Here is a 24,391-nt window from a genome sequence, read left to right as displayed (position 1 = left end):
TGGCTTTGTGGCTTCGTGTGAGATCTGGTTTGAAAATGCGGCGAAGGAGAGTGGTATGGCTCATATCGTCAACCCGGAGCGATCGTACCGACTGCTGCAGCAGCGATTGGATCGCAATGTCACCGGCGCGCCGGAAACGCCGGTTTTCATGCAGATTCTCAAGCTCCTCTTTTCTCCGGCCGATGCCGAGATCGCCCGCCAAATGCCAACCAACTTCACCAAGCTGACCGACCTCGCGCGCAAGCTGAACAGGCCTGCGGATGAGCTGCTGGAGGTGCTGAGCGGCATGGCCGAGCGCGGCGTGGTGATTGACATCGAGCGCCGGGGCGAACGCTACTTTTCGCTGGCGCCCGTGGTGATTGGCTTCTTCGAATTCACGTTCATGCGCCTGCGCCCCGAGGCGCCTCTGCCGGAGCTGGCGCGGCTGTTCGAGGCTTACTTCAAAGAGGATGACCGTTTTGCGCGCGCAGTTTTCCAGCATGAAACCCAAATCGGGCGTTCGTTGGTGCGCGAAGAGGCGCTGCCGGCCGGGGTCAACGGCGAGCATGTTGAGATCCTGGATTGGGAGCGGGCGAGCAGCATCGTCAAAACGGCGACCGACGCCGCCGTGTCGTTATGCGCGTGCCGTCACCATGCCAGCCATCTGAACGAAGCCTGCGATCGCCCGCTGCGCACCTGTCTGTCGTTCAACCACGGCGCTTCCATGCTCGTGCGCAACGGCGTGGCTGAGCGGATTACCAACAGCGAAGCCATGGACATCCTGGAGCTGGCCAAGGCCAATGGCTTGGCGCAGACGGCCGACAATGTCCAACGCAACGTCAGCTACATCTGCAACTGCTGCGGCGACTGCTGCGGCATGATGAGCGCCATTCGCCGCTTCGACCTGCGCAACGCCATCGTCACTTCGAACTGGATCAGCGACATTGACCTCAGCCGCTGCAACGGCTGCGGCCGCTGCACCAAAGTCTGCCCGGTCAACGCCATCACCATCGAAGAACAGCAGTTGACCAACCGGCGCAAGCGCTGGGCCGTGCGCGATGCCGATCTGTGCCTCGGCTGCGGGGTCTGCTACAGCGCCTGCCGCCACGGCGCGCTCTCCATGAACCCACGGCCGCGGCGCGTCTTCACGCCCGAATCCACCTTCGACCGCATGGTCGCGATGGCGATCGAACGCGGCAAGCTGGCCGACTTGATCTTGGACAACACCGAGGGCTTGGGCTACCAGGCCATTGGCCGCATCGTCCAGGTCTTGGAAAAATCACCGCCGTACAAAGCGGCCCTGGCTGTCAAACCGCTGCGCTCGATCTTCCTCGACACCGTGGTGCGCGGCATCAAGCTGGCGGCCGGCCCGGCCAGCGCGGCGCTAGGCTAAATCAGCCATTCAAAGCGAAATCTGCCGAATGGCGGCTAGCCCTCGCGCCATCCGGCAGATGGCGAATTTCGGGAGGCAACGCATGACCAATCGGCAGCAAGTCCTGGCCGATCTACGCACTCACCTGGGCGACTCGGATGCGGAGCGTCGTGTAACGGCCAGGCAAATCTACTGCATCGAAGATGGCGCTTTGTTGACCGACCTGCCCGTCTGGACGACCGCCTACGAGCATGGCGACCACGTGCATGACCGGGCCTTCGTCTTTGACCCCAAGATGCGCTGGGAATATCGGCCCGATGGCGAGCTGCGTCACTTTACGGTCGCCATGATCCTCTGGCGTGCCGGGCCTGCTGAGCGCCAATACTGCCTGTTCCGGCGCGCTGCGCACCCCGTCGGCTTTTACACTATGCCCGCCGGTCACCTGGAGATCGGCGAAGTTCCTCAAGAGGCGGCGCTGCGGGAGGCGTATGAAGAAACGCGACTGGGCGTCCTCAACACGCACAGGCTGGGCGAGGCAGAGGAGTTAGCCGACGAGTGTCTGCGCGGAGCCGATTTTCACGTCTGGCACGTTTTTATGGGTGAAGCAATTGGCGAAGCGACCCTCAGCCATGAAGGCGACATCATCGGGTGGTACACCGAACGTGAGATTCTGCAAGAGCTGCGCCTGACAAGCCCAACGGGCTACTTCTTTGCGCGTCTATTTGGTCAGACGCCGCGCTCCATTCGCCCTAGCTAACCCTACGTCGGCGCAACCCCGGCTGACCAGATCAGGCCTGGCCCCGCAGCAACGCTGTGACGCGCTGCATGATCTGCGCGGCAACGGCGGCCTTGCTGAGCAAGGGCAAGGCTTCGGGTGGACTGTCAAGCGCCAGCAGGGTGACGCGGTTGGTGTCCACGCCGAATCCGGCATCGCTGGCGGTCACGTCATTCGCCACAATCAGGTTCAATCCTTTGGCCGCCAATTTGGCCTGGGCGTTGGCATGCAGGTTTTCTGTTTCCGCGGCAAAGCCCACCGTCACCAACGGCCGCCCGCTGAGGGCGCGCTGCGCGGCCACCACCGCCAGAATGTCGGGATTACGCACCAGCTCAATCGTCAGGCCGCCGCCGCCTGGCTGTTTCTTGATCTTTTGCTCCGCCACGGCCGCAGGGCGGAAATCGGCCACGGCCGCGGCGCCAATGAGCACGTCCGTGGTCGGCTGCTGCGCCAGCACTGCCTCGCACATCTGCTGCGCCGACTCGACGGCCACTGCTTCCACGCCCCAGGGTAGGGCCACCGCGAGCGGGCCGTGAATGAGCGCCACATCCGCGCCGAGGTCCAGCGCAGCTTCGGCCAGCGCCACGCCCATCTTACCGCTGCTGCGATTGCCAATGAAACGGACCGGATCGAGCGGCTCGTGGGTGCCGCCCGCGGTGATGACCACGCGCCGGCCAGTCAGCGGCCCACGACGCCCCAGCAGATAGCGCGCTGCGCCCAGTAGATCGTCCGGCTCAACCATACGCCCGATGCCGCTGGCGCCTGAAGCCAGGTGACCGCTGAGCGGGCCGACGATGAACGCGCCGCGCTGGCGCAGCGTCTCCAGGTTGGCCTGCGTCGCCGGATGCTGCCACATGTGCTCCTCCATTGCAGGCGCCAGCAGCAGCGGCGCGGTGCAGGCCAGGGCGGTGACGGTGAGCAGATCATCCGCCAGCCCGTGCGCCAGGCGCGCCAGCGTGTGCGCGGTGAGCGGCGCAACGATCAGCAAATCCGCCTCTTTCGCCAAATTGACATGCGCAATCCGACCGTCGGGCAATGAACCGAACACATCATCGTGCACCGGCCGGCCGGTGACGCCCTGGAACGTCAGCGACGTGATGAAACGGGCCGCGCCGGTGGTCATGATGACATCCACCCGCGCGCCGACCTGCGTCAAACGGCTGGCCAGGAAGGCCGCTTTGTAAGCGGCAATTCCGCCGGTCACGCCCAAGAGAATTCGTGCACCTTCGATCATGTGAGTACCCTCTTCGCGGCCCACTGCGCCCGGCCGCACGGGCATAGATGATAGCATTATAACATACGAGGGTTGTTGAACGAGCGCATCCCGCGCGAATCGCAGCCGTGACCGCGGGCCAATCAATCAAGTTGGCGCATCGCCTGCCAGCATGATATAATCCCGCCTTCATAGACATGCTGCGACATGCTGCATGTTGAACGCTGCCGGCGGGGAGTTACCTGCTGGCGTCTTGATGAGGTATTGCACGCGATGGCTGAATCGGTTGTTTCAAATTCAATGCCCGCGGCCGCGCCGGCTGCGGTGACGACGATCGCCGGGGTGGAGCGGCCGGCTCACTATGGCGCGCCAGCCGCGGAGTATGAGGCCGGTCGTCATGCGGTCGCGCTGCTGGATCGCGTCGAAATGGCCGCGCTGCGCCTCTCCGGCGCCACGCGGGTTGATTTCATTCAGCGGCAGACCACCAACGATGTCAAGGCGCTGCGCCCTGGTCAGGCCATGATCACGGTGCTGACCAATCCGCAGGCGCGCATTCTCGACACCCTGACTGTACTGGCGCGGCCCGACGATTTTATCATTCTGAATGGGCCGCCCTTGCGCGAACGCCTGGTGCGTCATCTGCGCGGCTTGATTTTCTTCATGGATCAGGTAACGGTGACTGACCTGAACCCGGAGACGCATCAGCTCGAACTGCTGGGGCCGCAAGCGCCTGCGTGCCTGGCTGCGGCCAGTGAGCAGCCCGACATCGCAGACCTGGCGCGTTTTCAATGGCGCGAGATCAGCCTGGCCGGTCACGCGGTCACCGTCGTGCGCTTGCCTGGGCCGGGTGCGGATGCCTGGCGCGTGCTGGCGCCGGCCGCCGGTTGGACAACCGTGTGGGATAGGCTGGTCGCCGCTGCGGACTTCGGCGAGCTCAGTCGAGCCGCCAGGCCCATCGGATGGGAAGCGTATGATCTGCTGCGCGTCGAAGCCGGGCTGCCCGCGCCTGGCGTGGAGATGACAGACGCCGTTACGCCGCTGGAAGCCGGGCTGCTGGCGTACATCAGTCAAAGCAAGGGTTGCTACACCGGCCAGGAGATCATCGCGCGCCAGATCACGTACGACAAGGTGACGCGTCACCTGCGCGGGCTGCTCCTGACGGAAGCGGCGCCGCCCGGCGCATCGCTCGAAGCCGACGGCCGCAGCATTGGTTCCATTTCCAGCAGCATCTACTCGCCAGCCCTGGCGCGGCCGATCGCCCTGGCCTTTGTCAAGCGAGACTACGCGGCAGCCGGGACTATGGTCACGGTGCGCAGCGGGGACGAAACCCTGGAGGCGCGCGTGGTTGACCTGCCGTTCACACGCCCATGACCAACCGCTGGCGCTTGCTGATCACCGCGCCGCTGGACGGCGCTGCGAATATGGCGATAGATGAGGCGCTGGCCGAATCGGCTGGCGCAGGCGAGGGTCTGCCCACGCTGCGTTTCTACCAATGGGCGCCGCCCTGCCTGTCGTTGGGGCGCAATCAGCCCCTGGCCGAAGTGGATAGCGCGGCCTGCCAACGCCTGGGATACGACATCGTGCGCCGGCCCACTGGCGGCCGCAGCATCCTGCACACGGACGAACTGACCTACAGCGTGGCCGGGCCTGCGTCTGAACCGCGCTTGAGTGGCGGCGTGTTAGACGCGTACCTGCGCCTGGCCCAGGCCCTGGAGCTAGGCCTGGAGCGCATGGGATTGGCCGTCAAGAAGGCGCCTGGCGACACACGCGCCGCGCCTGACGTGAGCGCGGCTTGTTTCGAAGTCCCATCCGCCTATGAGATCACCGTCAACGGTCGCAAATTGATCGGCAGCGCGCAGAGCCGGCGCCAGGGCTGGGTTCTGCAGCATGGCTCTTTGCCGCTGACCGGGGACATCACCCGCGTCGTAGACGGCCTGGCCTTTGCCTCGGAAAGTGAACGAGAATCCCTGCGCGTGGCGCTGGCGCAGCGCGCCACTACCGTGGCCGCGGAGCTAAGCCGGTCGGTTGACATCAACGACGCCATCGCCGCGCTCACCAGCGCGTTTGCCGAGCACCTGGATCTGACCTTCGAGCCGGGCGAACTCAGCGCACGCGAACAGCAGCGCTGCGACCGTTTGCTCGACGAGCGCTACCGCCATCCCGCGTGGACGGGCAAGCATTAAGCCGACAAAACCACCGCGGTGGATGGCGCGGCTCATCATCCCCACAAAACATACGTTCAACAACTTGCATTTTGCATTCTGCACCACCCATGCCACCATCAGTTGCTTATCTCAATCTTGAGCTGCGTCTGCCAGGTAACAATTCCCTCAAAGGCAAGCGCGGCATTCTGAAATCCCTTCTCGCGCGCGTACGTCACGAGTTCAACGTCTCGGTGGCCGAAGTGGAGGCGCACGACAACTGGCAGCGTGCGGTGCTCGGCGTAGCCTGCGTCTCCGCCAGCAGCGACTATGCACATGGGCTGCTGCAGGCTGTCGCGAACGCCGTCGAGCACTGGCGCCTTGATTGCGAAGTGGTGGATTACGACATTGAATTACTGACATGAGATCTCTGCCGGCGTCTCGCCCACGCCCGCGCACCGTGACGCTCTCCTCATCCACATTGCGAAACAGCACAAAAACTGCTATAATAGGCCGCTCGAGGAATAACAAACCGCCTCGGTCATGTTACCGGGTGCGGTTTTTGCGTGTAAGATGGGAGCAATACCTTGACGGACGAACTGGGGGGGCTTCAACCCGGCGCCAACGGGATTGATCAACAAGCCGGCATAAACGGGGCTGATCTGCAAGCCAGCGCGAACGGGGTTGATCTGCCAACTGGCGCCAACGGGGTTGATTTGCGAATCGGAAAAATCCAACCCATTGACATAGACGTCGAGATGCGCAGCGCGTATCTGGACTATGCGATGAGTGTGATTGTCGCGCGCGCCCTGCCCGACGCACGCGACGGCCTCAAGCCGGTGCACCGACGCATTCTGTACGCAATGCACGATATGGGCATTCGTCCCGGCACCCCGTACAAGAAGAGCGCCCGCATCGTCGGTGAAGTGCTGGGCAAATATCATCCGCATGGCGACGCGGCGGTCTATGATTCGATGGTGCGCCTGGCGCAGGATTTCTCCATGCGCTATCTGTTGATTGACGGCCAGGGTAACTTCGGATCCATTGACGGCGACAGCCCGGCCGCCATGCGTTACACCGAAGCCCGCCTGGCGCGCATCTCCGACCTCATGCTGGGTGACATTGACAAGGACACCGTAGATTGGGGGCCAAACTTCGACGACTCGCTGGAGGAGCCGATTGTACTGCCCGCGCAGCTGCCCAATCTGCTGCTCAACGGCTCGTCTGGTATTGCCGTGGGCATGGCAACCAACATCCCGCCGCACAACCTGCGTGAATTGGCTGATGGCATCGCTTATCTGATTGACCACTGGGACCACCTGGACGAGGTGACGGTGGAAGATTTGATGGAGCTTATCAGCGGGCCAGACTTCCCGACCGGCGGTCTGATTATGGGGGCAGAGGGCATCCGCAGCGCCTATGCCACCGGCAAAGGCCGCATCATCATGCGCGGCGTGGCTTCGATCGAAGACACGAAGGGCGGGCGTTTCCGCATCATCGTCACTGAGATTCCCTTCCAGTTGAACAAGACCACCCTGCTCGAGCGGATTGCCCAACTGGTGCGCGATGAGCGGCTGGATCAAATCAGCGACCTGCGTGATGAGTCCGACCGCGAGGGCATGCGGATCGTCATCGAGTTGAAACGCAGCGCCTCGCCGCGCAAAGTGCTCAACCAACTCTACAAGCTCACGCCTCTACAAAGCACGTTTGGGGTCAACCTGCTGGCCCTGGTGGAAGGCGAGCCGCGCCTGCTCTCGCTGCGCCGCGCACTCCAGATTTATGTTGAGCACCGCCAGGAGGTGCTGACCCGGCGCACGCGCTTCGAGCTGCGCAAGGCGGAAGAGCGTGCTCACATCCTGGAAGGGCTGCGCATTGCCCTGGAATTCCTGGATGAGGTGATTGCACTCATTCGGGCCTCGAAAAGCGTGGACGAAGCGCGCACGGGGTTGATGACGCGCTTCAACCTGAGCGAGGTGCAGGCGCAGGCCATTCTCGATATGCAGCTGCGCCGCCTGGCGGCCCTCGAACGCGCCAAGATCGAGGCCGAATACCAGGAGCTGGCCGCACGCATCAGTTTCTTGCGTGATCTGCTCGATCATCCCGAAAAAATCTTGCAGATCATCAAGACTGACCTCTTGGAGTTGAAAGAAAAATTCGGCGATGGGCGCCGAACGCAAATCCTGCCGGACGGCAGCGGTATAGAAGACGAAGATGTCATTCCGCAGGAGCACGTGCTGGTGACGCTGACGCAGGACAATTTCGTCAAGCGCACGCTGGCTCGTGTCTACCGCGCCCAGGGACGCGGCGGCCGCGGCGTCGTCGGCATGAATACACGCGACGAAGACCAGGTGGTGCAGGCGCTCAGCGCGCGCACGCTCGATTACGTGCTCTTTTTTACCAACAAAGGCCGGATTTATTCCGAGCGCGCCTTCAATTTGCCTGACGCCAGCCGCACCGGCAAGGGCCTGCCCATCGTCAACTTCATCAGCCTGCCGCCGGATGAACGGGTCACGGCCATGGTGGCTGTGCCAGATTTCGAACACGCCACTTATGTCACCATGGCGACGGTCGGCGGTCGCATCAAACGCGTGCAGTTGAGCGAATTCAATGCGGTGCGGCCGATTGGCATCATCGCCATGCCGTTGGAGGAAGGCGACGAACTAGGCTGGGCCAGGGTGACCAGCGGTGAGCAAGAGCTGATCCTGGTGACGGAAAGAGGCCAGGCGCTGCGCTTCGATGAAAACGAGGTGCGCGCGATGGGACGCACGGCCAGCGGCGTGTGGGGCATCCGTTTGGCTGCGGGCGACCGCGTAACGTCGCTTGATGTGGTGGAACCGGGCGCTGACCTGCTCGTGGTGACGCCGCGCGGCTTTGGCAAACGTTCTTCGCTGGATGAATACGCCGCGAAGGGGCGCTACACCGGCGGTGTTGTCACCCTCGCACAGTCACGGCTCGATAAGGATGGCCGCATCGTATCGTCACGCGTGGTGCAGGAAGATGAAGAAGTGGCCTTCTTCTCCGCCGGCGGCATTGCTCTGCGCCTGCGCGTGAAAGATATTCCGCGCCACGGTCGCGCTTCCAGTGGTGTACGCCTGGTGCAGTTGAAGAAGGACGACACCGTGGCGGTGATGGTGCGCTTGGGACCAGCGCCGGCGGTGGAGCCGGCTATACCAACCGTTGAACCCTCGCCGCTCGCATCGCCGTTGGAAGAGACGGCGTCAGCCCCGGCATAAGACGTTAGGAACATCATTATGTCTGTGACCAATCTCATCGGTCGGCGGTCCGGCCCTCAGCTTGAGTGTATGCCCACCGTGGATACAGAGCGGCTGACCGAAACACTGGTCGCGTTCGCCAATACCGATGGCGGTCACATCCTGCTTGGCGTCACGCCGGCCGGTCATGTCCTGGGCAATCTGCAGGAAGAAGAAGTCGAAGGCGCGTTACGCCATGCGCTGGTCAACTGCCGGCCTCCGGTCAGAACCGAATGGCAGTTGGTGCCCACGGTACAAGGCAATGTCATCAGCATTTTTGTGCCGCGCAGCACCGAACTGCACAGCCTGGGCGACGGTCGGGTGATCGTGCGCAGCGGCGCGCAGAACGGTCCGCTGGGCGGCGAGCAGATTCGCCAGTTGGCGGCCACCAAGTCGAGCAGCGATTTCGAAGCCGAACCGATGGCCGGCGCCACCCTGAGCGACCTGGACGACGCCATTATCAGCGAGTACATCGAAAAACGCGAGGAGCGCCAGCGACGCAAGCTCACCCTGTCACGCTCCGAGCTGTTGACACAAATCGGCGCGCTGACGCCTGACCTGATCCCTACGACCGTCGGCATCCTCCTGTTCGGACGCGAGCCGCAGGTCTTTCTGCCGCACAGCGGGGCCGTATTCGTGCGCTTCACCGGCACCGAAGCCCGCGGTCCCCAGGGCTTGCCGGGCTATGGCCGGCGTGAAGAGATCAACGGTCCCCTGGCGCGTCTGATCGAGCGCCTGTGGCAGGTCATCTGGAGCGAAATGCGCGTGCAGGCTGTCGTGCGCGGTCTGCAGCGCGAGGAGAAGCCAGAGTATCCGCCGTTTGCTGTGCGTGAGGCGCTGGTCAATGCCGTCTGCCACCGGGACTACCGGCTGCGCGGGCGTCGTATCGAAGCGCGCATGTTCGATGACCGCCTGGAGATGAGCAGCCCAGGCGGCCTGCCCGGCTACATCACGCTGGATAATATCGTAGAGGAGCATTTCAGCCGCAATCCACGCCTGGTGAACGGCCTGTTCCAATGGGGCTACATCGAGGAGCTGGGGCTGGGCATTGACCGTATGATCGAGGACATGGTCAAGAACGGCCACCCCCAGCCGGAGTTCAAGCCGACGCCCTACGCGTTTTCTGTCGTGCTCAGGAACGTTCAGACTTCACGACCGATCCCGGCTTGGCAGCAGAACATGAACGAGCGCCAACTGCGCGCCATTCAGTTCATCCAAACCAGCGGCCGCATCACCAACCGTGACTACCGCGACCTGTGCCCGGACGTGTCTGCCGAAACCCTACGCCTCGATTTCGCCGACATGGTGGACAAGGGCGTCCTGCTGAAGGTGGGCGACAAGAAGGGCACATACTACGTCCTCAAATAATGGGGAAATCATGACGCCAGAAGAACTACTGCAATACTGTAAAGACCACGGTGAACTGTACGAAATCAGGATCAGCCTACCCAACCAGCGCTATCACAGTCCAGTGCGCCGGCGGCTGTTCGGACACCTCGGTGGGCCTACAGGCTTTGTCGTTGCCCACGACAATGGACATGCGGTCGTCACCTTCAACCGCGACGACGTGATGATGGCGCTCCCGCGCGTTTTAGCCCCCTCTGCCCCCGGTCTCATGCCCCCTGGTGACACTCAGGGACAGGCTAACTTGGTGCACAGCGATGCGGGCGAGGTGAGTCGTGAAGCCGCGTAAGGTGCTGGAGCGCATCCTGGCCGGGTCGAGGAATATCCGCTTCGACGATTTTGCCGGCCTGGTCGTGGCCTTTGGCTTCCAGCTTGCGCGCGTCAGCGGCAGCCACCACATCTACACGCATCCCGATGTGCGCGAGTTGGTCAACGTGCAGGAGGTCAACGGCCAGGCTAAACCCTACCAGGTACGCCAGTTCCTGCAGTTGGTCGAACAGTACAACTTGAAACTGGAAGGCGACGAATGAAGGACTATCACATCAATATCTTCTACAGCGACGAGGATGAAGGTTACATCGCCGACATCCCTGATCTGCGCATGTGCTCTGCCTTCGGCTTGACTCCCGCCGATGCCCTGGCCCAGGCCGAGATCGCCAAGCGCGCCTGGCTCGACGCCGCCCGCGCCGAGGGCAAGCCCATCCCTCCACCCCGCTACCGGCCCGTCATCTACCAACTTGCGGCATAGGGCTTTTTGCACCTGCCTAAGCACGAATAGACTGGTAACTTGGTCTTACACTATTCCTCACGAACTATGTCATTACCTGGTCGCACGCGTGCCAGGTATGCCCGCCCGCCTGCATTTGATGCACGTCCACCTGATTCCAGATTCTGATACCGACTGGCGTTTGCTCCCTGTGATCCTGGCTCCAGCCATGGCTGGCATCGTGGTGTGGACCGTGCTGGTCTGGCGTGGCGTCACCCTGGAGAAGCCGGGCGCCTCTGTCCTTCTGGGCCTCTTGCTCAATGTGGTCTGGCAACTGACCTGCCTGGCCGACTGGGAGCGCTTCAGGTTTTTCGTTTGGCACGGCCGATGGCCGAGTGACCGGGAAGTGTCCCAAGAGCAGGATGCATAAGCGCAGAGCCTGTTGAATTGACTTATGCTATACCGATTGCATTCTCACGCATGTTATGCTATATTGTTCTCAATTACCGCCTGAGGTAGAGATAAGCTGCCAACTACGGCCGGATCGAGCCGCAAGGCTTAAGGCCATGTGGGGGAGGGCAGTCCCACCAGGCGGCGATTCTTTACCCCAATTCGATGTTCTCTATTCTGCGCCGCTTTCTCAACGTAGGCCAACCGATATGACGCCATAGAGCATTGCCTTTCTCCTGCCCCAGCCTACATGACAATAGCCGGTCAACCTCTAACTCACGCTGCTGGCAATATCCCAAATTCATTTGGGATAAAATTTGGGATAAAAGTGGGGAGATCATCCTTATTCACGCAAGACTCACCGCGTGCACATCTGCCTCGCCAGCAACTTCTTTGCCCAGCAACTGCCGGAGCTGCTGGCGCAGCCGAACCATGTCGCCGGTTGTAAAAAAGCGCGGCGATTGCCTTATGCCCAGCGTTGTCCTGTCGAGCCGTTCCCACAGTCGCCGCACCTGGCGGGCCACGGCCGGCGCCGGGTCAATGACCTGGACGTCGGGGCCAACCACGGCTTCGATGGCCGGACGCAAAAACGGGTAGTGGGTGCAGCCCAGCACCAGTTCGTCCACCCCCTGTGCGGGCAAGCCATCCAGGTAACGATGCAGCAGGCCGAGCGTGGCGGGGCCGTCCAGATCGCCCTGCTCCACCTGCTCAACCAGGCCCGGGCAAGGCTGCACAAACACCTGCACGCCAGATGCAAAGCGCGCCATCAAGCGCCCAAATGGTTCGCCCTGGAAGGTGGCCGGCGTAGCCATCACCGCAACCTTGCCGCTGTTCGTCTTCTCCACGGCCGGCTTCAGCGCCGGCTCCATGCCCACGATCGGGAGACTAAACAACCCACGCAGGTGCGCCAGCGCCGCGGCCGAGGCCGTGTTGCACGCCACCACGAGCATGTCAATTTCCTGGGCCAGTAAGAAGCGGGTCACTTTTTCGACGCGTTGGCGGATGTCAGCCAGGGTGCGCGGACCATAGGGGCAGTAGTCTTGGTCCGCGAAGTAAAGCAGATCAATCTCAGGAAGCAAAAGGGCGACCTCTCGCCAAACCGAGAGACCGCCCACGCCAGAATCGAAGATGCCGATCATGGTCACTGTTGGCTCAATGTCCGTTACTGCGCAACCCAGCGGCTGTTTGCACAAACGTCTGGAAAAGGCGCAGCATGGCCGCATCGTTGCGCGGGGCCAGTTCCTCTGGATGCCATTGCAGGCCGATGGCAAACGGATGGTTGACTGCCTCAACTGCCTCGATCACGCCATCGGGCGCCCACGCCGCGGCGCGCAGATTGCGGCCAACGGTCTTGACCGACTGATGGTGCATGCTGTTGACGGAGTGCTCGCCGCCAATAATCTCGTGCAAACGACTGCCTGTGTCCACCTCGATCTCATGGCTGATGCGAAAACGCTCGAATTGGGGCGGAAAATAGTCGTGCTTCTCTGAGTTGGGTCGCAGCGCCGTGATGTCCTGAAAGAGCGTACCGCCAGCCACGACATTGAGCATTTGTGCGCCACGACAGATCGCCATGATGGGCTTGCTCTCTTCCAGCGCCCAGCGCGCAAGCAGCGATTCCGTGCGGTCACGCTCTTTGTCCACCGCGCCCAGCAGTTCATGCGGTTCTTCCTCATACAGCGTGGGATCAATGTCCTCTCCGCCGGGCAGAAAAACGCCATCCAGGCTGTCATAAATCGTGCGCAGCGTCATCTCGTCCAATTCCAGCGGAATCGTAATGGGCGCTCCGCCCACTAACGTGACCCCTTGGACGTACATGCGATTCTGAATATAGATGGACAGTCCGAAGTAGCGCTGCGAGCGGTCACGCGCGCTCGGTATTCCGATCAATGGCTGTCGCGGCCGCAAGCCGTTTCCGTTCACTCCCATAACGCTCTACCTTTTTTCTATCCTGCTGCCAGCGGCGCCGCCCACGTGCGCCTTATTCAACCTAAGCCCGACACGAAGCGCGCGTCTCAACGCGGCTCGCGACGCGCCGATACTCAATTCTGTCCGTTCGTGCCGCTCCTGGCCGCCAGGAGTGCGCGCAACCGAGCGACCTCTGCTTCCGCCGTCTCAGCTCGTTGGATGGCCTCCTGGGCGCGCTGCGCTTCGGTTGCGGCGCGCTGCGCTTCGGTTGCGGCGCGCTGCGCTTCGGTCGCGGCGCGCTGCGCTTCCGCTTCGGCGTAAGTAGGGATCAATGCCCCATCAGGCCCGTAGAAACGCAGCCATGTTTGCCTCACGCGCAGAACCTCGCCCTGCCAGGCGCCTACCCAAGCGCCAATTTCATGGCTCCACAGCCAGCCCTGTGCATTGGGTTCAAGCGCACGGTATTTGCCGGCCTCCAGGCGCCATCCAAGCAATTCTAGTCCGTCCGGATTGTAGCAAAAATACTCTGTGGTGCGAAACACCTGCTCATACAAGTCTTTCTTGAAGCCCAGGTCCGTGTCTACCGTGGACGGTGACGCCAGTTCAATGATGACATTGGGATAGCGACCGTTCTCCTCCCAGACGATCCAAGCATCGCGTTCACGGCTGCCATCCACGTCGGTGACCACGAAAACATCGGGTCCGCGATAGTCTCGATTACGCACTTGTTCCGCGCTGAAGTAGATGAACATGTTGCCGCCAGCAAAATAGTCGCTGCGCTGGCGCCAATGATAGTGAATCGAGTCAATCAGCAGGTTCATCTCAATGCGGTGCCAATTCGATTCCAAGGGGATACCATCCTCTGTCGGTAACTCAAGCATCATCAAGTCAAAGCCGGCCGGCGGCGCTTTTGTCTGCAAGTCGAACATCGCCCATTCCTCCGCGGCGCCATCACACGAGGCGCGCCCATCCAAGTATATCATAGACCGGCGCATTGTGGTAATGTACTGTACACTGCAAGCAGGCGCGAATTGCGCTTGTTTCCTTGAGCGGAAAAACGAAATCTATTGCCGCTCGCTGTATGACAGGCAACACCGTAACCCAAATCACCGTGGCGTCTACAATGTAACGTCGGCTGATTGACAAAGCCTGTGAGCAATGCTACAGTCCTATGCATGACATGGCGGACTCGTTTCTCCTTCTTAAATCCAAGCTCACGTCTGGCGGCTCGCATTGGCTTGATTGTGCTGCTGATCAGTGTGTGGCGTTTCCTCTACCTGCCCACGCTCGACAATGGACTGCGGCCTGGCGAATTGTCCGGTGGGGATTTGATTACGCACCAGTATGCCCAGGTCGAGGCGCGACCAAGCAATGCGCCAGGCTATCCACTCTACACCCTGGGCGGCTGGTTGTGGTTTCATGCCGGGCGCCTGGTCGCGCCGGAGTCCAATCCGATCAGTCTGCTGGCTGGCTATTCGACCTGGTGGGCGCTGCTGGCGTTGGCCGTTTTGTACCAACTGCTCCTGCGCCTGACGCAGCGCAACTGGCCGCTGGCCTGGCTGGTGACCGCGATCTACGCCGCGACCTACTTCTTCTGGTTCTATGCCGTGACAACCGAGCAGTACACTTCCGCAGTCCTGCTCACGCTGCTCTTCGTCTGGGCAGCCTGCCGCTGGGAAGAAGCTGCGGCGAAACAACAAGATAGAGCCAGCAGGGAGCAGGCTGATCGCTGGTTGGCGGCGCTGGCTCTGTTCACGGGCGTGGCGCTGGCGCACATGGTGACGGTCTTAGCCATTACGCCGCCGATCGCGACCCTGGTGCTCAGCCGCCAACCAGGCGTGCTGCGTCGCCCCCGCCTGCTTGCGGGACTGCTCGTTGCCATGCTGATTCCGCTCTTGAGCTACGGATTCATCTACCTCCGCGGCGGGCAGCACCCAGAATGGCGCGGATCAGGCGATGCGCAAACGGCGTGGGCCTGGTTCTGGAGCTTCGTCAGCACCAGCCAGGGTCGCAGTGAACTGACCTGGTCTCTCCGCCCCCTGTGGACGGTGGAATGGCCCGCCCTCTTTTGGCGCGAACTCACGCCGTTCGGCGCCCTGGCCGGCATCGCCGGTTGGATCCTGCTGGGACGTCGCCTGGGCGGTATCTTGGCGGGCGCCGCCCTGATCTATGCCGCCTTCAGTTTCATTGATCGGTTGGGCAACTGGTACCAGGTGGTGATGCCGGTCTATGCGCTGCTGGCCGTGGGCATGGGCGTGGCCGGGGATCGGTTGGCGCGCTGGGTAGCGCGGCGGCTGCCGCACGCCGGTCGCTGGCAGCGCGGGGCGTCGGCTATGCTTCTCATAGGACTGGCGCTCTTCCTGACCAATCGCGTAGCCCTGAACTGGGCGCGCGTCGATCAGTCTGACCGCGCTGACGATACCGGGCTGGCGCCGGGCTGGGCTATCCTGGGGGATGCGCCGGCTGGCGCGGCCGTCCTGGGCACGGCCGCCGAAGCTGACGCCCTGCGCTATCTGACCATCATCGGCGACGTGCGGCCGGATGTCCATGCGGTGACAAGCGCGGAGGCGGGCAATCGGCTGGCCGCGGGCGACCGGCTTTTTACCTCAGCCGCCGCTGCGCCCCTGATCGTGCAAGAAGTGACCGCGCGGCCGCATTGGCGGGCAGTCAGTCCCACGCTGCTAGAGGTAATGATTGCGCCTGTGATCGGCGCCCCTGCGCCGGATGGACGCCTCATCGGCGATGGCCTGGTCATCATCGGCGCGGCTGCGCGCCTGGTGGAGCCGCAGCGGCCGCCAGGCTGGCCGGCCTGGGCGCCGACCATCCCCCTCACACCGAGCCTGGCGGTCAGCCTGACCTGGCTGGCGCAGGCGCAGCCCACCGTGGATTGGGCGGTATCGGTGCGCGCCCTGCGCCAGGGGCAACCGCTGGCCGCAGGAGATCGGATTGTTCAGTTCGATGTCCGCTCTCCGGTGGCCGGTCTCTATCCCACTACCGCGTGGATGGTCGGCGAAAGCGTGGACGATCGCTATCGGCTGCCCCTACCGACCGACCTGCGGCCAGACGCGGCGCAGATGATCCTCTACCGTCAACTCGATAACGACCGCTTCGAGAACCTGGGCAGTGTGACGATCCCGGTCATGCCTTGAGGCAGCCCATGCGTTTGAGCGGGGCCGCGAAAAGAGCCTTCGAAACGGACTTTCGAAGGCTCTTTGACTCTATCTGGTGTTTCCGGGAGGCGAACAGCGGCTTACTGCTCTTCGTGGTTGACGACAACCTTTACATCCGGGCGAATGTCGCCCGTGAGCTTGACCGCAACCGTGTGTACACCAACCTCGCGGATCGGGTGTTCCAGCACGATGGTGCGCTTGTCCACCGGCTGGCCCAACGATTGCTCCAGCGCCGTGGCAATGTCCGCGCTGGTGATTGAACCATAGAGGCGGCCAGACTCGCCAGCCTTCGCCGTAAACGTCAGTGTAATGGCGCTGATCCGATCAGCCAGGGACTGCGCCTGCTGGCGTTCGCGCGCCTGGCGCCGAGTCGTCGCATCCTTGATATCCTTGACCTGCTGGCGCACACCGCCGGTGGCAGGCGTGGCCAATCCACGCGGGATCAGATAGTTGGCCGCGTAGCCGCCCATCACCTTCTTGATATCACCGGCATGACCCAGGGCCGGCACATCTTTCAATAACAGCACTTCCATAACCAGATTTTTAGCTCCTCTGCGTTGGTTTTGTCATGGCGTAGTCCCATCTTACTCGAAATTGGCGCAGCATCCAAATTTACCTGCATTTGCCTGCGGCGGCATAATGACGGCGGCGTCTTGGCCCACGTTTCCGCCACTCACACACGCTGGAGGTCTCCGGATGGCTGACACTCTACCCAACACCGCAGACGACCGCCGCCAGATCCATGAGGCGGCGGATACAGCCGCCGGTCTTACAGGCGGTGATTGCCTTCGTGCAAGCCGAAAGTGATGACGCCGCTGAGACGCTTTTTGCCCAGGAGAGGCTTCTGCTTCAGCCCTACGAGGCGCAGCGCTTGCTGGATGAAGCAGTGACCAGCGACGACCTGGCCACCTTGCAGCGCATCACGGAGTGTCGTGCGCTGCTACGCCGCCTGCGCGGGGCCGAGCCGAGAGTTCCGCAGCCCATGGGAACGTCGGACGAGGACGGGACGGCGCCGACCTTCGCCAGTCGGGACGCGCAAGTGACCGGCGACCTCTACCTGGAAGGCGCGACCCTGGTCGTCAGCGAGTTTGGTCTGGTGGTCAATCCGCTGCCGGTTGCGCTGTTTGCTAACCGCCCAACTTTCAATAACAGCCAGTGGTCTGCCTTGACCGCAGGCCTCGAAGAGTTGGGCAGGATTGCCAATGACAGCGGTCTGCGCCTGTGCTATCATCCCCACGCGGGCACTGGCGTCATGATCCAGTCCGACTCTGAAGGATATCCGCTTCGATGTCGTCAGGCGCGCCCGTGAGGAAAACCTCTTCTTCAAGGAGTCAGTCGAGGCCGGCGTCTTCACCGTTCCCGGCGACGGCGCCCTTGACTTCGCGCCAATCTTCGACGCTCTGGCCGACGCGCGCTTCGAAGGCTGGATGGTGGTCGAAGCAGACCAAAACCCGGCCTCTACCAATCCGCTCAAATACGCCAAAACGGCGCGACAATTTCTGCGTGATGGATTGGGTTGGTAGCAGGGCACGCGCCCTTCGGGCCGAGCGCTGGTTCAGATGGTCATCTGAACGCCCATCTCCTGACAAATTTGGAAGTGCAGCCCTTCCTGTGCTATACTTGGCTTCACAACAAATGCGTTGAAATTTCTCGCCCCAGGCCCCGTTGTAACGCTCTTGAGATACGGACAACACAAATTAGTTAACCAGGTTCCCAACCCATCCGATGGTCATGACCCGTTGGCGGCATCCGTGCGTACGGTCGCGCCCTGGAGCCTGGTCATTGTCGTTGTGGCGCTGGCGTTGAGCAGCCTCGGCTGCTCGATGGGCGGCGCGCTGTCGCTGCTGCCTCGCAGCGCGGTCACCCCAACCTCAACCCCCACGGCCCCGTCAGGGCCGACGCGCGTACTGGTTGCCACCTTCACACCAACGCCGTACATACCCCCTACCCCAACGCTCACCGCCACCATGCCGACGCCGACCGTCACCCCTACGGCAACGGAGACGCCAACGGAGACGCCGCTGCCGCCAACGCTGACCCCAACGCCGGTCGCGCTGGCGCAACCGTTAGCAAGAGACACCAACGCCCGTGAAGGCCCCAGCATTGATTACCCCATCATTGGCAAGATCCAGCCCGGCAGCACCTTTGAGATCGTCGCGCGCAGCGACAATCCTGATCCAAGCCAGGGCTGGTGGTACATCTGCTGCATCAAGGGACGCCGCGCCTGGGTCAAGGCAGACGCCGTCAAGGTAACAGGAGAGGCCAGCGGCGCGCCCATCAGGCAGGAAGGTCCCGCGCCCACGCCCACGTGGACCTGGACGCCGACGCTGACGCCAACGACAACGCCAACGCCCTCGCCACTGTTCTACCGCGCGATCGGGCCGCAGTTCTATCTGACCAACAACGCCTTCCTCAAAATTTGGGTCAAGGTCTATTTCAACAACGGCGACCCTATGCCCGGCTATCAGCTCAAAGTCTTCCGGCGCGAAGGCATGGACGTACCCGTCGGAACGCCCACGCCAGTTTGGACATCAACCTGGACGCCCACCCCCACCGGCGTTTGGACGCCAGCGCCGACGCCAACGCCGACCGGCACCCCCGATGTGACGAAAGCGCCGTGGAAAGACATCAGTTCCGGCGAACTTTCCACCGATGTCTTCCTCTGGTCACAGCCGCCAGGTTTTGGCGATCGCCAGGCGTTCAACCTGGAGTTTACGCTCTTTTCGCCCGGCACAGGCACGTATGTAGCCTACCTGGCTGACGCGGCCGGCCACGCGGTCTCCGAACCGATTCCGTTCACGACGGAGCCAACGAACCCTTATCGGGAGGTGTATATTGGCTTCCGCCACATCCGTTAACCGCGACGCCCCGGCGCCAACGCAGGCGCCGCTCGGCCATCCCCCCTCATGCGCGGCCATCAAACCGCGCACGGCCGGCTTGGCGGCCAAACCCCGGCGCATCGCCGGCGTCCTGGCCCTGGCGCTCGTGGCGCTCTTGGGTACGATGGGCTGCTCATTGACCAGCTTCATCCGACTTTTCCCACCGCTGACGCCTTCGCCAACGCCGATCGTCTTTTTGACCCCTGTTCTGCAGCCAACTTTCACGCCGACCGTGCTGCCGCCGACCGATACGCCGTTCCCGCCAACGCCCACGATAACGCCGACCGCCACGGATACACCCACGCCCGGCCCAACGCCAACCGCAACTTCGACTGGAGAACCAACGGCCACAGCTACCCCAGGGCCAATGATCCTGGTGCCGGTGGCAGAATTGAATGTGCGCAAAGGGCCAGGCATCGAGTACCCACTGGCCGGTACGATTCGCCAGGGTGAGACGTACGACATTGTGGGCCGCACAGCCGACTACGCCTGGTGGCGCATCTGTTGTCTGCCTGATGCCAGCCTGGCATGGGTCACGGCCAGCCTCGTACAGGTGAGCGGCGATGCGACGGACATTCAAGTCGTGACAGAAGAGCCGCCGCCCACGCCGACTTTCACCCCGGCGCCGCCAACCCCCACGCCCACCATTACCCCCACAGCCACAGAGGCCGTTGCCTTCGATGTCGAGGGCATCGAAGAATTCCCCAACTGGGGCAATAACTGGCTGAAGGTCGGCGCCCAGATCAAAGCCAGCAATGGCGCGCCGCTCTGGGGCTATCGCCTGATGTTTGTCCTCGAAGGCAAGGCGCGGTCTTGGGTCAGCCCGCTGGTTTCTGACAGCAGTTGGGGCTACTCCGCGCCGAATCAGTTGACGCCGCTGCCGGATGCGCGGCTGGTCAATCTGCAGTTTGACACCAACGGCTTTGCTGAGCTGGGCGACAATGTCTGGCAGGTCTATGTGGTGGACGGCAGCGGAAACCAACGTGAATCGAGCATCGTGCGCCTGTACACCAGCGCCAGCCAACCAAAATGGTACCACATCCGCTTCAAGCGCCGATTTTGATGCTCTGGCGCCCGGCCAACATGTGGGCTAATCTGATTTTGATGAAGAGGAGTTAACCAGTCATGCACCTGCCGCGAACACGCGTTCTGATCCCCATCGCCCTTGCGCTTCTATTGATGGTTGGCTGTGCGGCGCCCGGCAACCAGGCGCCGCAAACGCCCGCGCCGCAGCGCACCCTGGTGCCAACCTTTACACCCAAACCGGCGGCCACACCCCTTCCCCCCACGCCAACGGCGGTGCCGCCCACGGCCACGCCCGCGGAACCGCCCACAGCGACGCCGCCGCCAGCGACGCCCACGCCGCCGCCCAAGCCGATGGCGATCGTCACCCTCAACAATCTCAACATCCGCAGCGGACCATCTACCAGCTATGCCAGCATTGCCCGCGGGGCCGTGGGCCAGCGCCTTGAGATCACCGGGCGTAATACGGACAGCAGTTGGTGGCAGGTGTGCTGCGTCAACAGCAAGAACGGCTGGGTCGCTGCGCAGTACGTACGTGTGGAAGGCAAGGTGGATGGGGTTGAAGTAGTCAAGGACGTGGCTCCGCCGCCAACACAGCCACCCCAGCCCACCGCGCGCCCGCGGCCCACCACGCCCCCAGCGCAGCCAACCGCGCCGCCGGCCGCGGCCGCCATTTTTGGACAGGCCGGCACGGAGATCCGCAACGCGGACGACGCCAACTTCGGTATCGTGACGTTCTGGGGCCGCCTGGGCAAAACGGGCGATGCGCTGCCCATCAGCGGCGGCTACAAACTGCGGGTCAGCGCGCCGACAGGCACGCTTGATGTGGTCTTTGGCGAGCGCTGGCAAAATGCCTATCCTGGGCAGCCTAGCGAGTTCCGCTACAACGCCAAGCTCGAGCTGCCCCGCACCGCCGGCGCGTTCCGGGCCGTCGTCGTGGATGGCAGCGGCAAAGAAGTCTCTGATGCCATCACCGGCGAACTGCGGGATAAGACGCACGACGTTCTGCTCACGTGGTTCAGACGCTAGATCGTAATGAAACGCCGCGTGCGGACGGCGGCCGTTCACGATCCATGCTGAATGGAGGTGAGCGCCGTCCGTTCGTGCGCGGCCTGCCAGGTCAGCGCACGCGGTTGACCGCATGGGCGCTGATTGGCCTACTGCTGTTGGGCCTCGCACTGCGCGTGCAACGCCTTGATTTCCAGCCCCTGTGGTGGGATGAAGGGTACAGCGTTTGGTTTGCCACGCACCCCATTGGCGACATGATCGCGCTCACTGCGCAGGATATTCATCCGCCGCTCTACTATGCCCTGCTGCATGCGTGGATCGCGCTGCTCGGCCCAACGCCCATCGCCTTGCGCCTCTGTTCCGTTGTCGTCAGCCTGCCTGGCATTGCCCTGGCTTACGTTGCGGCGCGCCGGCTCCTGCCCCGCGGCCGGCCGATCACCGTCGCGCCGGCGCTCGTCGCTGCGCTGCTGGTGGCCTTCAACCCATTTCATCTCTACTACAGCCAGGAAATTCGCATGTACGGGCTGGTCGGTACACTGGCGCTGGCCTACCTGGTCAGCGCCGCGCCATGGCTGCGGGCGCCAACCGCCGCTTCGGCCGCGGTTTCCCGAACAGGCGTCGGCATGGGGCGACTGTTGACCCTGGTTCTAACGACCCTTGCCCTGGCTTACACTCAATACTACGCGCTGCTGCTGCCGCTGGGCGCGACGCTCCTTGTGCTGGCGCGGCGCGTTATGCATCGCGGCGCAGCCAGCCGCAGCGCGACGCCAGGCTCTGCGCCGTTCATCGCCGCGCACCTGGCCGCGGCACTGCTCTACGCGCCTTGGGTGATCTACGCCGCGCCCAAACTGGCAACGTACGTGGCCTACAAAGTAACCAAAGATGCCGACACCCCGCTCACGCTGCTTGATTACGCGGCGCGGCACCTGTCCGCGTTCATCATTGGCCATGCCGCGCCAACCCAACTCGATGCACTCTCTCTCGGCGCGCTGGCGGTCTTGGCCGGATTGTTCGTCCAGCATAGATGGCAGATTCGCGCGGCTGCCATGCCCTCCGCGAACCACAAGACCTCACCCGCCGTGCCGCAGCCAAACCTTGCCCTGGCGGGCCTGCTCGCATTTGCCCTCGCGGTTGGATTTATCATCAACCTGCGCTTTCCGTTCACGCCCGTGCGCGGCGAGCGCTTGCTGGCGTCAGTGGCGCCGATCCTTTGGCTGAGCATGGCCGCGCTCGTTACGCCGATTGGTCGCAATTTCTCACGGCGCGCCCGTTTGATCCAGGCTGCATTGGTTCTCGGCCTCGTCATGGTGACTGGCGTGGCCTTCTTGCGCTTTTTCACTACCCCTCGCTATACGAATGACGACTATCGCCCGCTCATCGCCGAGATGGCTACGCGCGGCACGGCGGATGATGTAGCCTTCTGCGTTTATCCGTGGCAGGTTGGCTACTTGCGCAGCTATCTGCCCAACGGGCCGCAGCCGCTGCTCAGCATTTCAGAAACCTGGACAGACCAGATAGCTTATTCGCTATACGAAATAACGCAGCAGGGGCGACGCATCTGGTTTCCCGCGCACCTGAGCCTGGGCGGTATTCTGGAGACGCAGATTGAGGCCAACCTTATGCAGCAGGGTTTCCCTGTGCTCAACCAATGGATCAACCCAAGCACCCGCCTGACCTTCTTTGCCCCTCCGCCCAACGCCTGGCGGCTGGCGCCCGGTGCTCGCTTCGGCGCGTGGCTGGCCCTGGATGATGTTCAAGTGGCCTCAGGCGCCGTACCCGCGGGCGATGGCGCCGCGCCGGTGCGCTTGACATGGCGTTTGACTGCGCTGCCCACGGCTGGCGCATGGCAGGTCCGCCTACGGTTGACAGACAGTCAGGGCGAAACCTGGGCGCAGCGCGACAGCGCGCCAGCCAATGGGCAGCGTCCCTTCGATCAATGGCCGGTCAACCAGGCAGAGGAAGATCGCCACGCGCTGTGGATTCCGGCCGGGACGCCGCCCGGTCATTATGATTTGCGCATCCAGGTTTACCAGCAGTCTGCGGACGTGGTCGAACGCCCGCTCGACGTACACGACGGCGCGGGGCAGACGGCTGGCGTCGAATGGCGCGTGGGGCCAATTGAGGTCGTCCGACCCAACCCTCCGCTCAGCCCAACACGTTTGGTCCTGGGGCAGCCGCGAGCGAGGCGTTTGGGGTCGGAGCTGCGCTGGTTAGGCTTTGACCTGGCCGCGGGGCCCTGGGCGCCTGGCGACGATCTACGCGTGAGCCTGGGCTGGCAGGTGATCCAAGCGCCAGCTCGCGACTGGCGCGCCTTTGTCCAACTCCTCGATGCCGACGGCGCCGTTGACGCCGGTTGGGAAGGCCCACCGCTGGTTGATCTCCCCAGCCGGCAATGGCGGCCAGGCGACCTGCTGCGCACGCCGTGGAGCCTGCGCTTGCCGGCCGCCCTACCCGACGGCTCCTACCGACTGATCGCGGGCTTTTTCGACCCGATCAGCGGTCAACGCCTGGCGCCAGCCGGTCAACGCGCCGATTTCCTATCTCTGGCGACGGTGCAGGTCAAGGGCCGCCCCCACCAGTGGGAAGCGCCCGCGCCGACCACGACCCAGGTTGCGCAGTTTGGCAGCCAGGCGCGCCTGTTGGGTTATGATCTCAGCCCATCGTCGGTGCGCAGCGGGGACGCCGTGACGCTGACGCTTCATTGGCAGGCGGCCGAGCCGTGGACGCAGCGCGCCAGCGTGTTTGTGCACCTGCTAGGGCCGGCTGGGCAGACCGTGGCGCAAGCTGACGGTGAGCCAGGCGCAGGGCGGCTGCCCACCTCCAGTTGGCTGACCGGCGAATACCTGGCCGACAGCCATGTGCTGCAGCTGCCGGCGTCGCTGCCACGCGGCGTGTATCAGATCGAGATCGGTTTCTATTTCAGTGATGGCGCTCGGCTGCCCGTGATCGGCGGCGAAGGGCAGGTGGTGGATGATCGGCTTGTGCTGACAACACCTCTTGTGGTAAACTGATAGCAGCGGCGCAACCTAGCACCGGGTTATACGTACTGTAAACGACTGCGCAACCGGGTGCAGTTCACGTGCGATCACAAAACCGACGATGGCGATGGGTC

22 protein-coding genes are annotated in these 24,391 nt (G+C 63.0%); 17 read left to right on the top strand and 5 right to left on the bottom strand.

Annotation, left to right across the window (positions count from 1 at the left end):
- Nucleotides 1-55: 55 nt before the first annotated feature.
- Nucleotides 56-1,372 carry a 4Fe-4S dicluster domain-containing protein gene (locus tag ACPQ6D_RS03515; RefSeq protein ID WP_423222909.1) on the top strand — a complete coding sequence of 439 codons (1,317 nt, stop codon included), beginning with the start codon at nt 56-58 and terminating at the stop codon, nt 1,370-1,372.
- An 82-nt stretch (nt 1,373-1,454) separates the two neighbouring features.
- Entirely contained in the window at nt 1,455-2,108 is a 654-nt protein-coding gene (locus ACPQ6D_RS03510) for an NUDIX hydrolase (RefSeq protein ID WP_423222908.1), read from the top strand.
- Between the two features lie 31 nt (nt 2,109-2,139).
- Here the strand turns inward: ACPQ6D_RS03510 and coaBC are convergent, their stop codons facing one another.
- Entirely contained in the window at nt 2,140-3,360 is a 1,221-nt protein-coding gene (gene coaBC, locus ACPQ6D_RS03505; protein ID WP_423222907.1) for a bifunctional phosphopantothenoylcysteine decarboxylase/phosphopantothenate--cysteine ligase CoaBC, read from the bottom strand.
- A gap of 252 nt (nt 3,361-3,612) precedes the next feature.
- Between coaBC and ygfZ the strand changes: the two genes are divergently transcribed.
- From ygfZ to ACPQ6D_RS03460, 9 genes are all read left to right on the top strand, one after another.
- Nucleotides 3,613-4,710 (top strand): CAF17-like 4Fe-4S cluster assembly/insertion protein YgfZ, encoded by a 1,098-nt coding sequence (ygfZ, locus tag ACPQ6D_RS03500; RefSeq protein ID WP_423222906.1) that lies wholly within the window; start codon nt 3,613-3,615, stop codon nt 4,708-4,710.
- Entirely contained in the window at nt 4,707-5,522 is an 816-nt protein-coding gene (locus ACPQ6D_RS03495) for a lipoate--protein ligase family protein (RefSeq protein WP_423222905.1), read from the top strand. Before ygfZ ends, ACPQ6D_RS03495 begins: the two co-directional genes overlap by 4 nt.
- Before the next feature lie 89 nt (nt 5,523-5,611).
- Nucleotides 5,612-5,905 carry a DUF503 domain-containing protein gene (locus tag ACPQ6D_RS03490; protein ID WP_423222904.1) on the top strand — a complete coding sequence of 98 codons (294 nt, stop codon included), beginning with the start codon at nt 5,612-5,614 and terminating at the stop codon, nt 5,903-5,905.
- Nucleotides 5,906-6,196: 291 nt separating this feature from the next.
- Nucleotides 6,197-8,713: a DNA gyrase subunit A gene (gene gyrA, locus ACPQ6D_RS03485; RefSeq protein WP_423223155.1), complete on the top strand. Its 2,517-nt coding sequence runs from the start codon at nt 6,197-6,199 to the stop codon at nt 8,711-8,713.
- Nucleotides 8,714-8,731: 18 nt separating this feature from the next.
- Nucleotides 8,732-10,099, top strand: a complete 1,368-nt coding sequence (locus tag ACPQ6D_RS03480) for an ATP-binding protein (RefSeq protein WP_423222903.1) — start codon at nt 8,732-8,734, stop codon at nt 10,097-10,099.
- 10 nt (nt 10,100-10,109) lie between these two features.
- A complete protein-coding gene (locus tag ACPQ6D_RS03475) occupies nt 10,110-10,424 on the top strand; it encodes a hypothetical protein (RefSeq protein ID WP_423222902.1) in 315 nt (104 codons plus the stop codon).
- On the top strand, nt 10,411-10,665 hold the full coding sequence (locus ACPQ6D_RS03470) for a type II toxin-antitoxin system HicA family toxin (protein WP_423222901.1): 255 nt from the start codon (nt 10,411-10,413) through the stop codon (nt 10,663-10,665). Before ACPQ6D_RS03475 ends, ACPQ6D_RS03470 begins: the two co-directional genes overlap by 14 nt.
- The gene (locus ACPQ6D_RS03465; protein WP_423222900.1) at nt 10,662-10,883 is read left to right on the top strand and encodes a type II toxin-antitoxin system HicB family antitoxin; all 222 of its coding nucleotides are present in this window, start codon (nt 10,662-10,664) and stop codon (nt 10,881-10,883) included. Before ACPQ6D_RS03470 ends, ACPQ6D_RS03465 begins: the two co-directional genes overlap by 4 nt.
- A gap of 97 nt (nt 10,884-10,980) precedes the next feature.
- Entirely contained in the window at nt 10,981-11,271 is a 291-nt protein-coding gene (locus ACPQ6D_RS03460; protein WP_423222899.1) for a hypothetical protein, read from the top strand.
- A 367-nt stretch (nt 11,272-11,638) separates the two neighbouring features.
- Here the strand turns inward: ACPQ6D_RS03460 and murI are convergent, their stop codons facing one another.
- The 3 genes from murI to ACPQ6D_RS03445 all read right to left on the bottom strand — a co-directional run bounded on the left by murI (nt 11,639) and on the right by ACPQ6D_RS03445 (nt 14,182).
- The gene (gene murI / locus ACPQ6D_RS03455; protein ID WP_423223154.1) at nt 11,639-12,430 is read right to left on the bottom strand and encodes a glutamate racemase; all 792 of its coding nucleotides are present in this window, start codon (nt 12,428-12,430) and stop codon (nt 11,639-11,641) included.
- 13 nt (nt 12,431-12,443) lie between these two features.
- Nucleotides 12,444-13,220, bottom strand: coding sequence for a gamma-glutamyl-gamma-aminobutyrate hydrolase family protein (locus ACPQ6D_RS03450; protein ID WP_423222898.1), 777 nt, complete (start codon nt 13,218-13,220; stop codon nt 12,444-12,446).
- Between the two features lie 113 nt (nt 13,221-13,333).
- On the bottom strand, nt 13,334-14,182 hold the full coding sequence (locus ACPQ6D_RS03445; protein ID WP_423222897.1) for a Uma2 family endonuclease: 849 nt from the start codon (nt 14,180-14,182) through the stop codon (nt 13,334-13,336).
- A 192-nt stretch (nt 14,183-14,374) separates the two neighbouring features.
- Here ACPQ6D_RS03445 and ACPQ6D_RS03440 point away from each other — a divergent pair, with 192 nt between their 5' ends.
- A complete protein-coding gene (locus ACPQ6D_RS03440; protein ID WP_423222896.1) occupies nt 14,375-16,348 on the top strand; it encodes a protein O-mannosyl-transferase family in 1,974 nt (657 codons plus the stop codon).
- 101 nt (nt 16,349-16,449) lie between these two features.
- On the opposite strand, the gene rplI is transcribed toward ACPQ6D_RS03440, so the two are convergent.
- On the bottom strand, nt 16,450-16,902 hold the full coding sequence (rplI, locus tag ACPQ6D_RS03435) for a 50S ribosomal protein L9 (protein WP_423222895.1): 453 nt from the start codon (nt 16,900-16,902) through the stop codon (nt 16,450-16,452).
- 209 nt (nt 16,903-17,111) lie between these two features.
- On the opposite strand from rplI, the gene ACPQ6D_RS03430 reads away from it, so the two are divergent.
- The 5 genes from ACPQ6D_RS03430 (at nt 17,112) to ACPQ6D_RS03410 (ending at nt 24,290) form a co-directional block, all read left to right on the top strand.
- Nucleotides 17,112-17,678 (top strand): hypothetical protein, encoded by a 567-nt coding sequence (locus ACPQ6D_RS03430; protein ID WP_423222894.1) that lies wholly within the window; start codon nt 17,112-17,114, stop codon nt 17,676-17,678.
- Nucleotides 17,679-18,045: 367 nt separating this feature from the next.
- On the top strand, nt 18,046-19,227 hold the full coding sequence (locus ACPQ6D_RS03425; protein WP_423222893.1) for an SH3 domain-containing protein: 1,182 nt from the start codon (nt 18,046-18,048) through the stop codon (nt 19,225-19,227).
- Nucleotides 19,205-20,311, top strand: coding sequence for an SH3 domain-containing protein (locus tag ACPQ6D_RS03420; protein ID WP_423222892.1), 1,107 nt, complete (start codon nt 19,205-19,207; stop codon nt 20,309-20,311). The genes ACPQ6D_RS03425 and ACPQ6D_RS03420 overlap by 23 nt, the downstream gene beginning before the upstream one ends.
- Nucleotides 20,312-20,373: 62 nt before the next feature.
- Nucleotides 20,374-21,300, top strand: coding sequence for an SH3 domain-containing protein (locus ACPQ6D_RS03415; protein ID WP_423222891.1), 927 nt, complete (start codon nt 20,374-20,376; stop codon nt 21,298-21,300).
- Nucleotides 21,285-24,290 carry a glycosyltransferase family 39 protein gene (locus ACPQ6D_RS03410; protein WP_423222890.1) on the top strand — a complete coding sequence of 1,002 codons (3,006 nt, stop codon included), beginning with the start codon at nt 21,285-21,287 and terminating at the stop codon, nt 24,288-24,290. The genes ACPQ6D_RS03415 and ACPQ6D_RS03410 overlap by 16 nt, the downstream gene beginning before the upstream one ends.
- Nucleotides 24,291-24,391: the final 101 nt, after the last annotated feature.

It is taken from the genome of Candidatus Amarolinea aalborgensis (assembly GCF_900491745.1).
Lineage (GTDB): Bacteria > Chloroflexota > Anaerolineae > SSC4 > Amarolineaceae > Amarolinea > Amarolinea aalborgensis.
Note: the sequence above shows the minus strand (reverse complement) of the source record. Positions and strands in the feature narration are given on the sequence as shown.

Excerpts from the sequence above, each read along its gene's own strand:
- ACPQ6D_RS03515 (WP_423222909.1), top strand. The coding sequence starts at position 56 with ATGGCTCATATCGTCAACCCGGAGCGATCGTACCGACTGCTGCAGCAG.
- ACPQ6D_RS03510 (WP_423222908.1), top strand. The coding sequence starts at position 1,455 with ATGACCAATCGGCAGCAAGTCCTGGCCGATCTACGCACTCACCTGGGC.
- coaBC (WP_423222907.1), bottom strand. The coding sequence starts at position 3,360 with ATGATCGAAGGTGCACGAATTCTCTTGGGCGTGACCGGCGGAATTGCC.
- ygfZ (WP_423222906.1), top strand. The coding sequence starts at position 3,613 with ATGGCTGAATCGGTTGTTTCAAATTCAATGCCCGCGGCCGCGCCGGCT.
- ACPQ6D_RS03495 (WP_423222905.1), top strand. The coding sequence starts at position 4,707 with ATGACCAACCGCTGGCGCTTGCTGATCACCGCGCCGCTGGACGGCGCT.
- ACPQ6D_RS03490 (WP_423222904.1), top strand. The coding sequence starts at position 5,612 with ATGCCACCATCAGTTGCTTATCTCAATCTTGAGCTGCGTCTGCCAGGT.
- ACPQ6D_RS03480 (WP_423222903.1), top strand. The coding sequence starts at position 8,732 with ATGTCTGTGACCAATCTCATCGGTCGGCGGTCCGGCCCTCAGCTTGAG.
- ACPQ6D_RS03475 (WP_423222902.1), top strand. The coding sequence starts at position 10,110 with ATGACGCCAGAAGAACTACTGCAATACTGTAAAGACCACGGTGAACTG.
- ACPQ6D_RS03465 (WP_423222900.1), top strand. The coding sequence starts at position 10,662 with ATGAAGGACTATCACATCAATATCTTCTACAGCGACGAGGATGAAGGT.
- ACPQ6D_RS03460 (WP_423222899.1), top strand. The coding sequence starts at position 10,981 with ATGCCCGCCCGCCTGCATTTGATGCACGTCCACCTGATTCCAGATTCT.
- murI (WP_423223154.1), bottom strand. The coding sequence starts at position 12,430 with ATGATCGGCATCTTCGATTCTGGCGTGGGCGGTCTCTCGGTTTGGCGA.
- ACPQ6D_RS03450 (WP_423222898.1), bottom strand. The coding sequence starts at position 13,220 with ATGGGAGTGAACGGAAACGGCTTGCGGCCGCGACAGCCATTGATCGGA.
- ACPQ6D_RS03445 (WP_423222897.1), bottom strand. The coding sequence starts at position 14,182 with ATGATATACTTGGATGGGCGCGCCTCGTGTGATGGCGCCGCGGAGGAA.
- ACPQ6D_RS03440 (WP_423222896.1), top strand. The coding sequence starts at position 14,375 with ATGACATGGCGGACTCGTTTCTCCTTCTTAAATCCAAGCTCACGTCTG.
- rplI (WP_423222895.1), bottom strand. The coding sequence starts at position 16,902 with ATGGAAGTGCTGTTATTGAAAGATGTGCCGGCCCTGGGTCATGCCGGT.
- ACPQ6D_RS03430 (WP_423222894.1), top strand. The coding sequence starts at position 17,112 with ATGAGGCGGCGGATACAGCCGCCGGTCTTACAGGCGGTGATTGCCTTC.
- ACPQ6D_RS03415 (WP_423222891.1), top strand. The coding sequence starts at position 20,374 with ATGCACCTGCCGCGAACACGCGTTCTGATCCCCATCGCCCTTGCGCTT.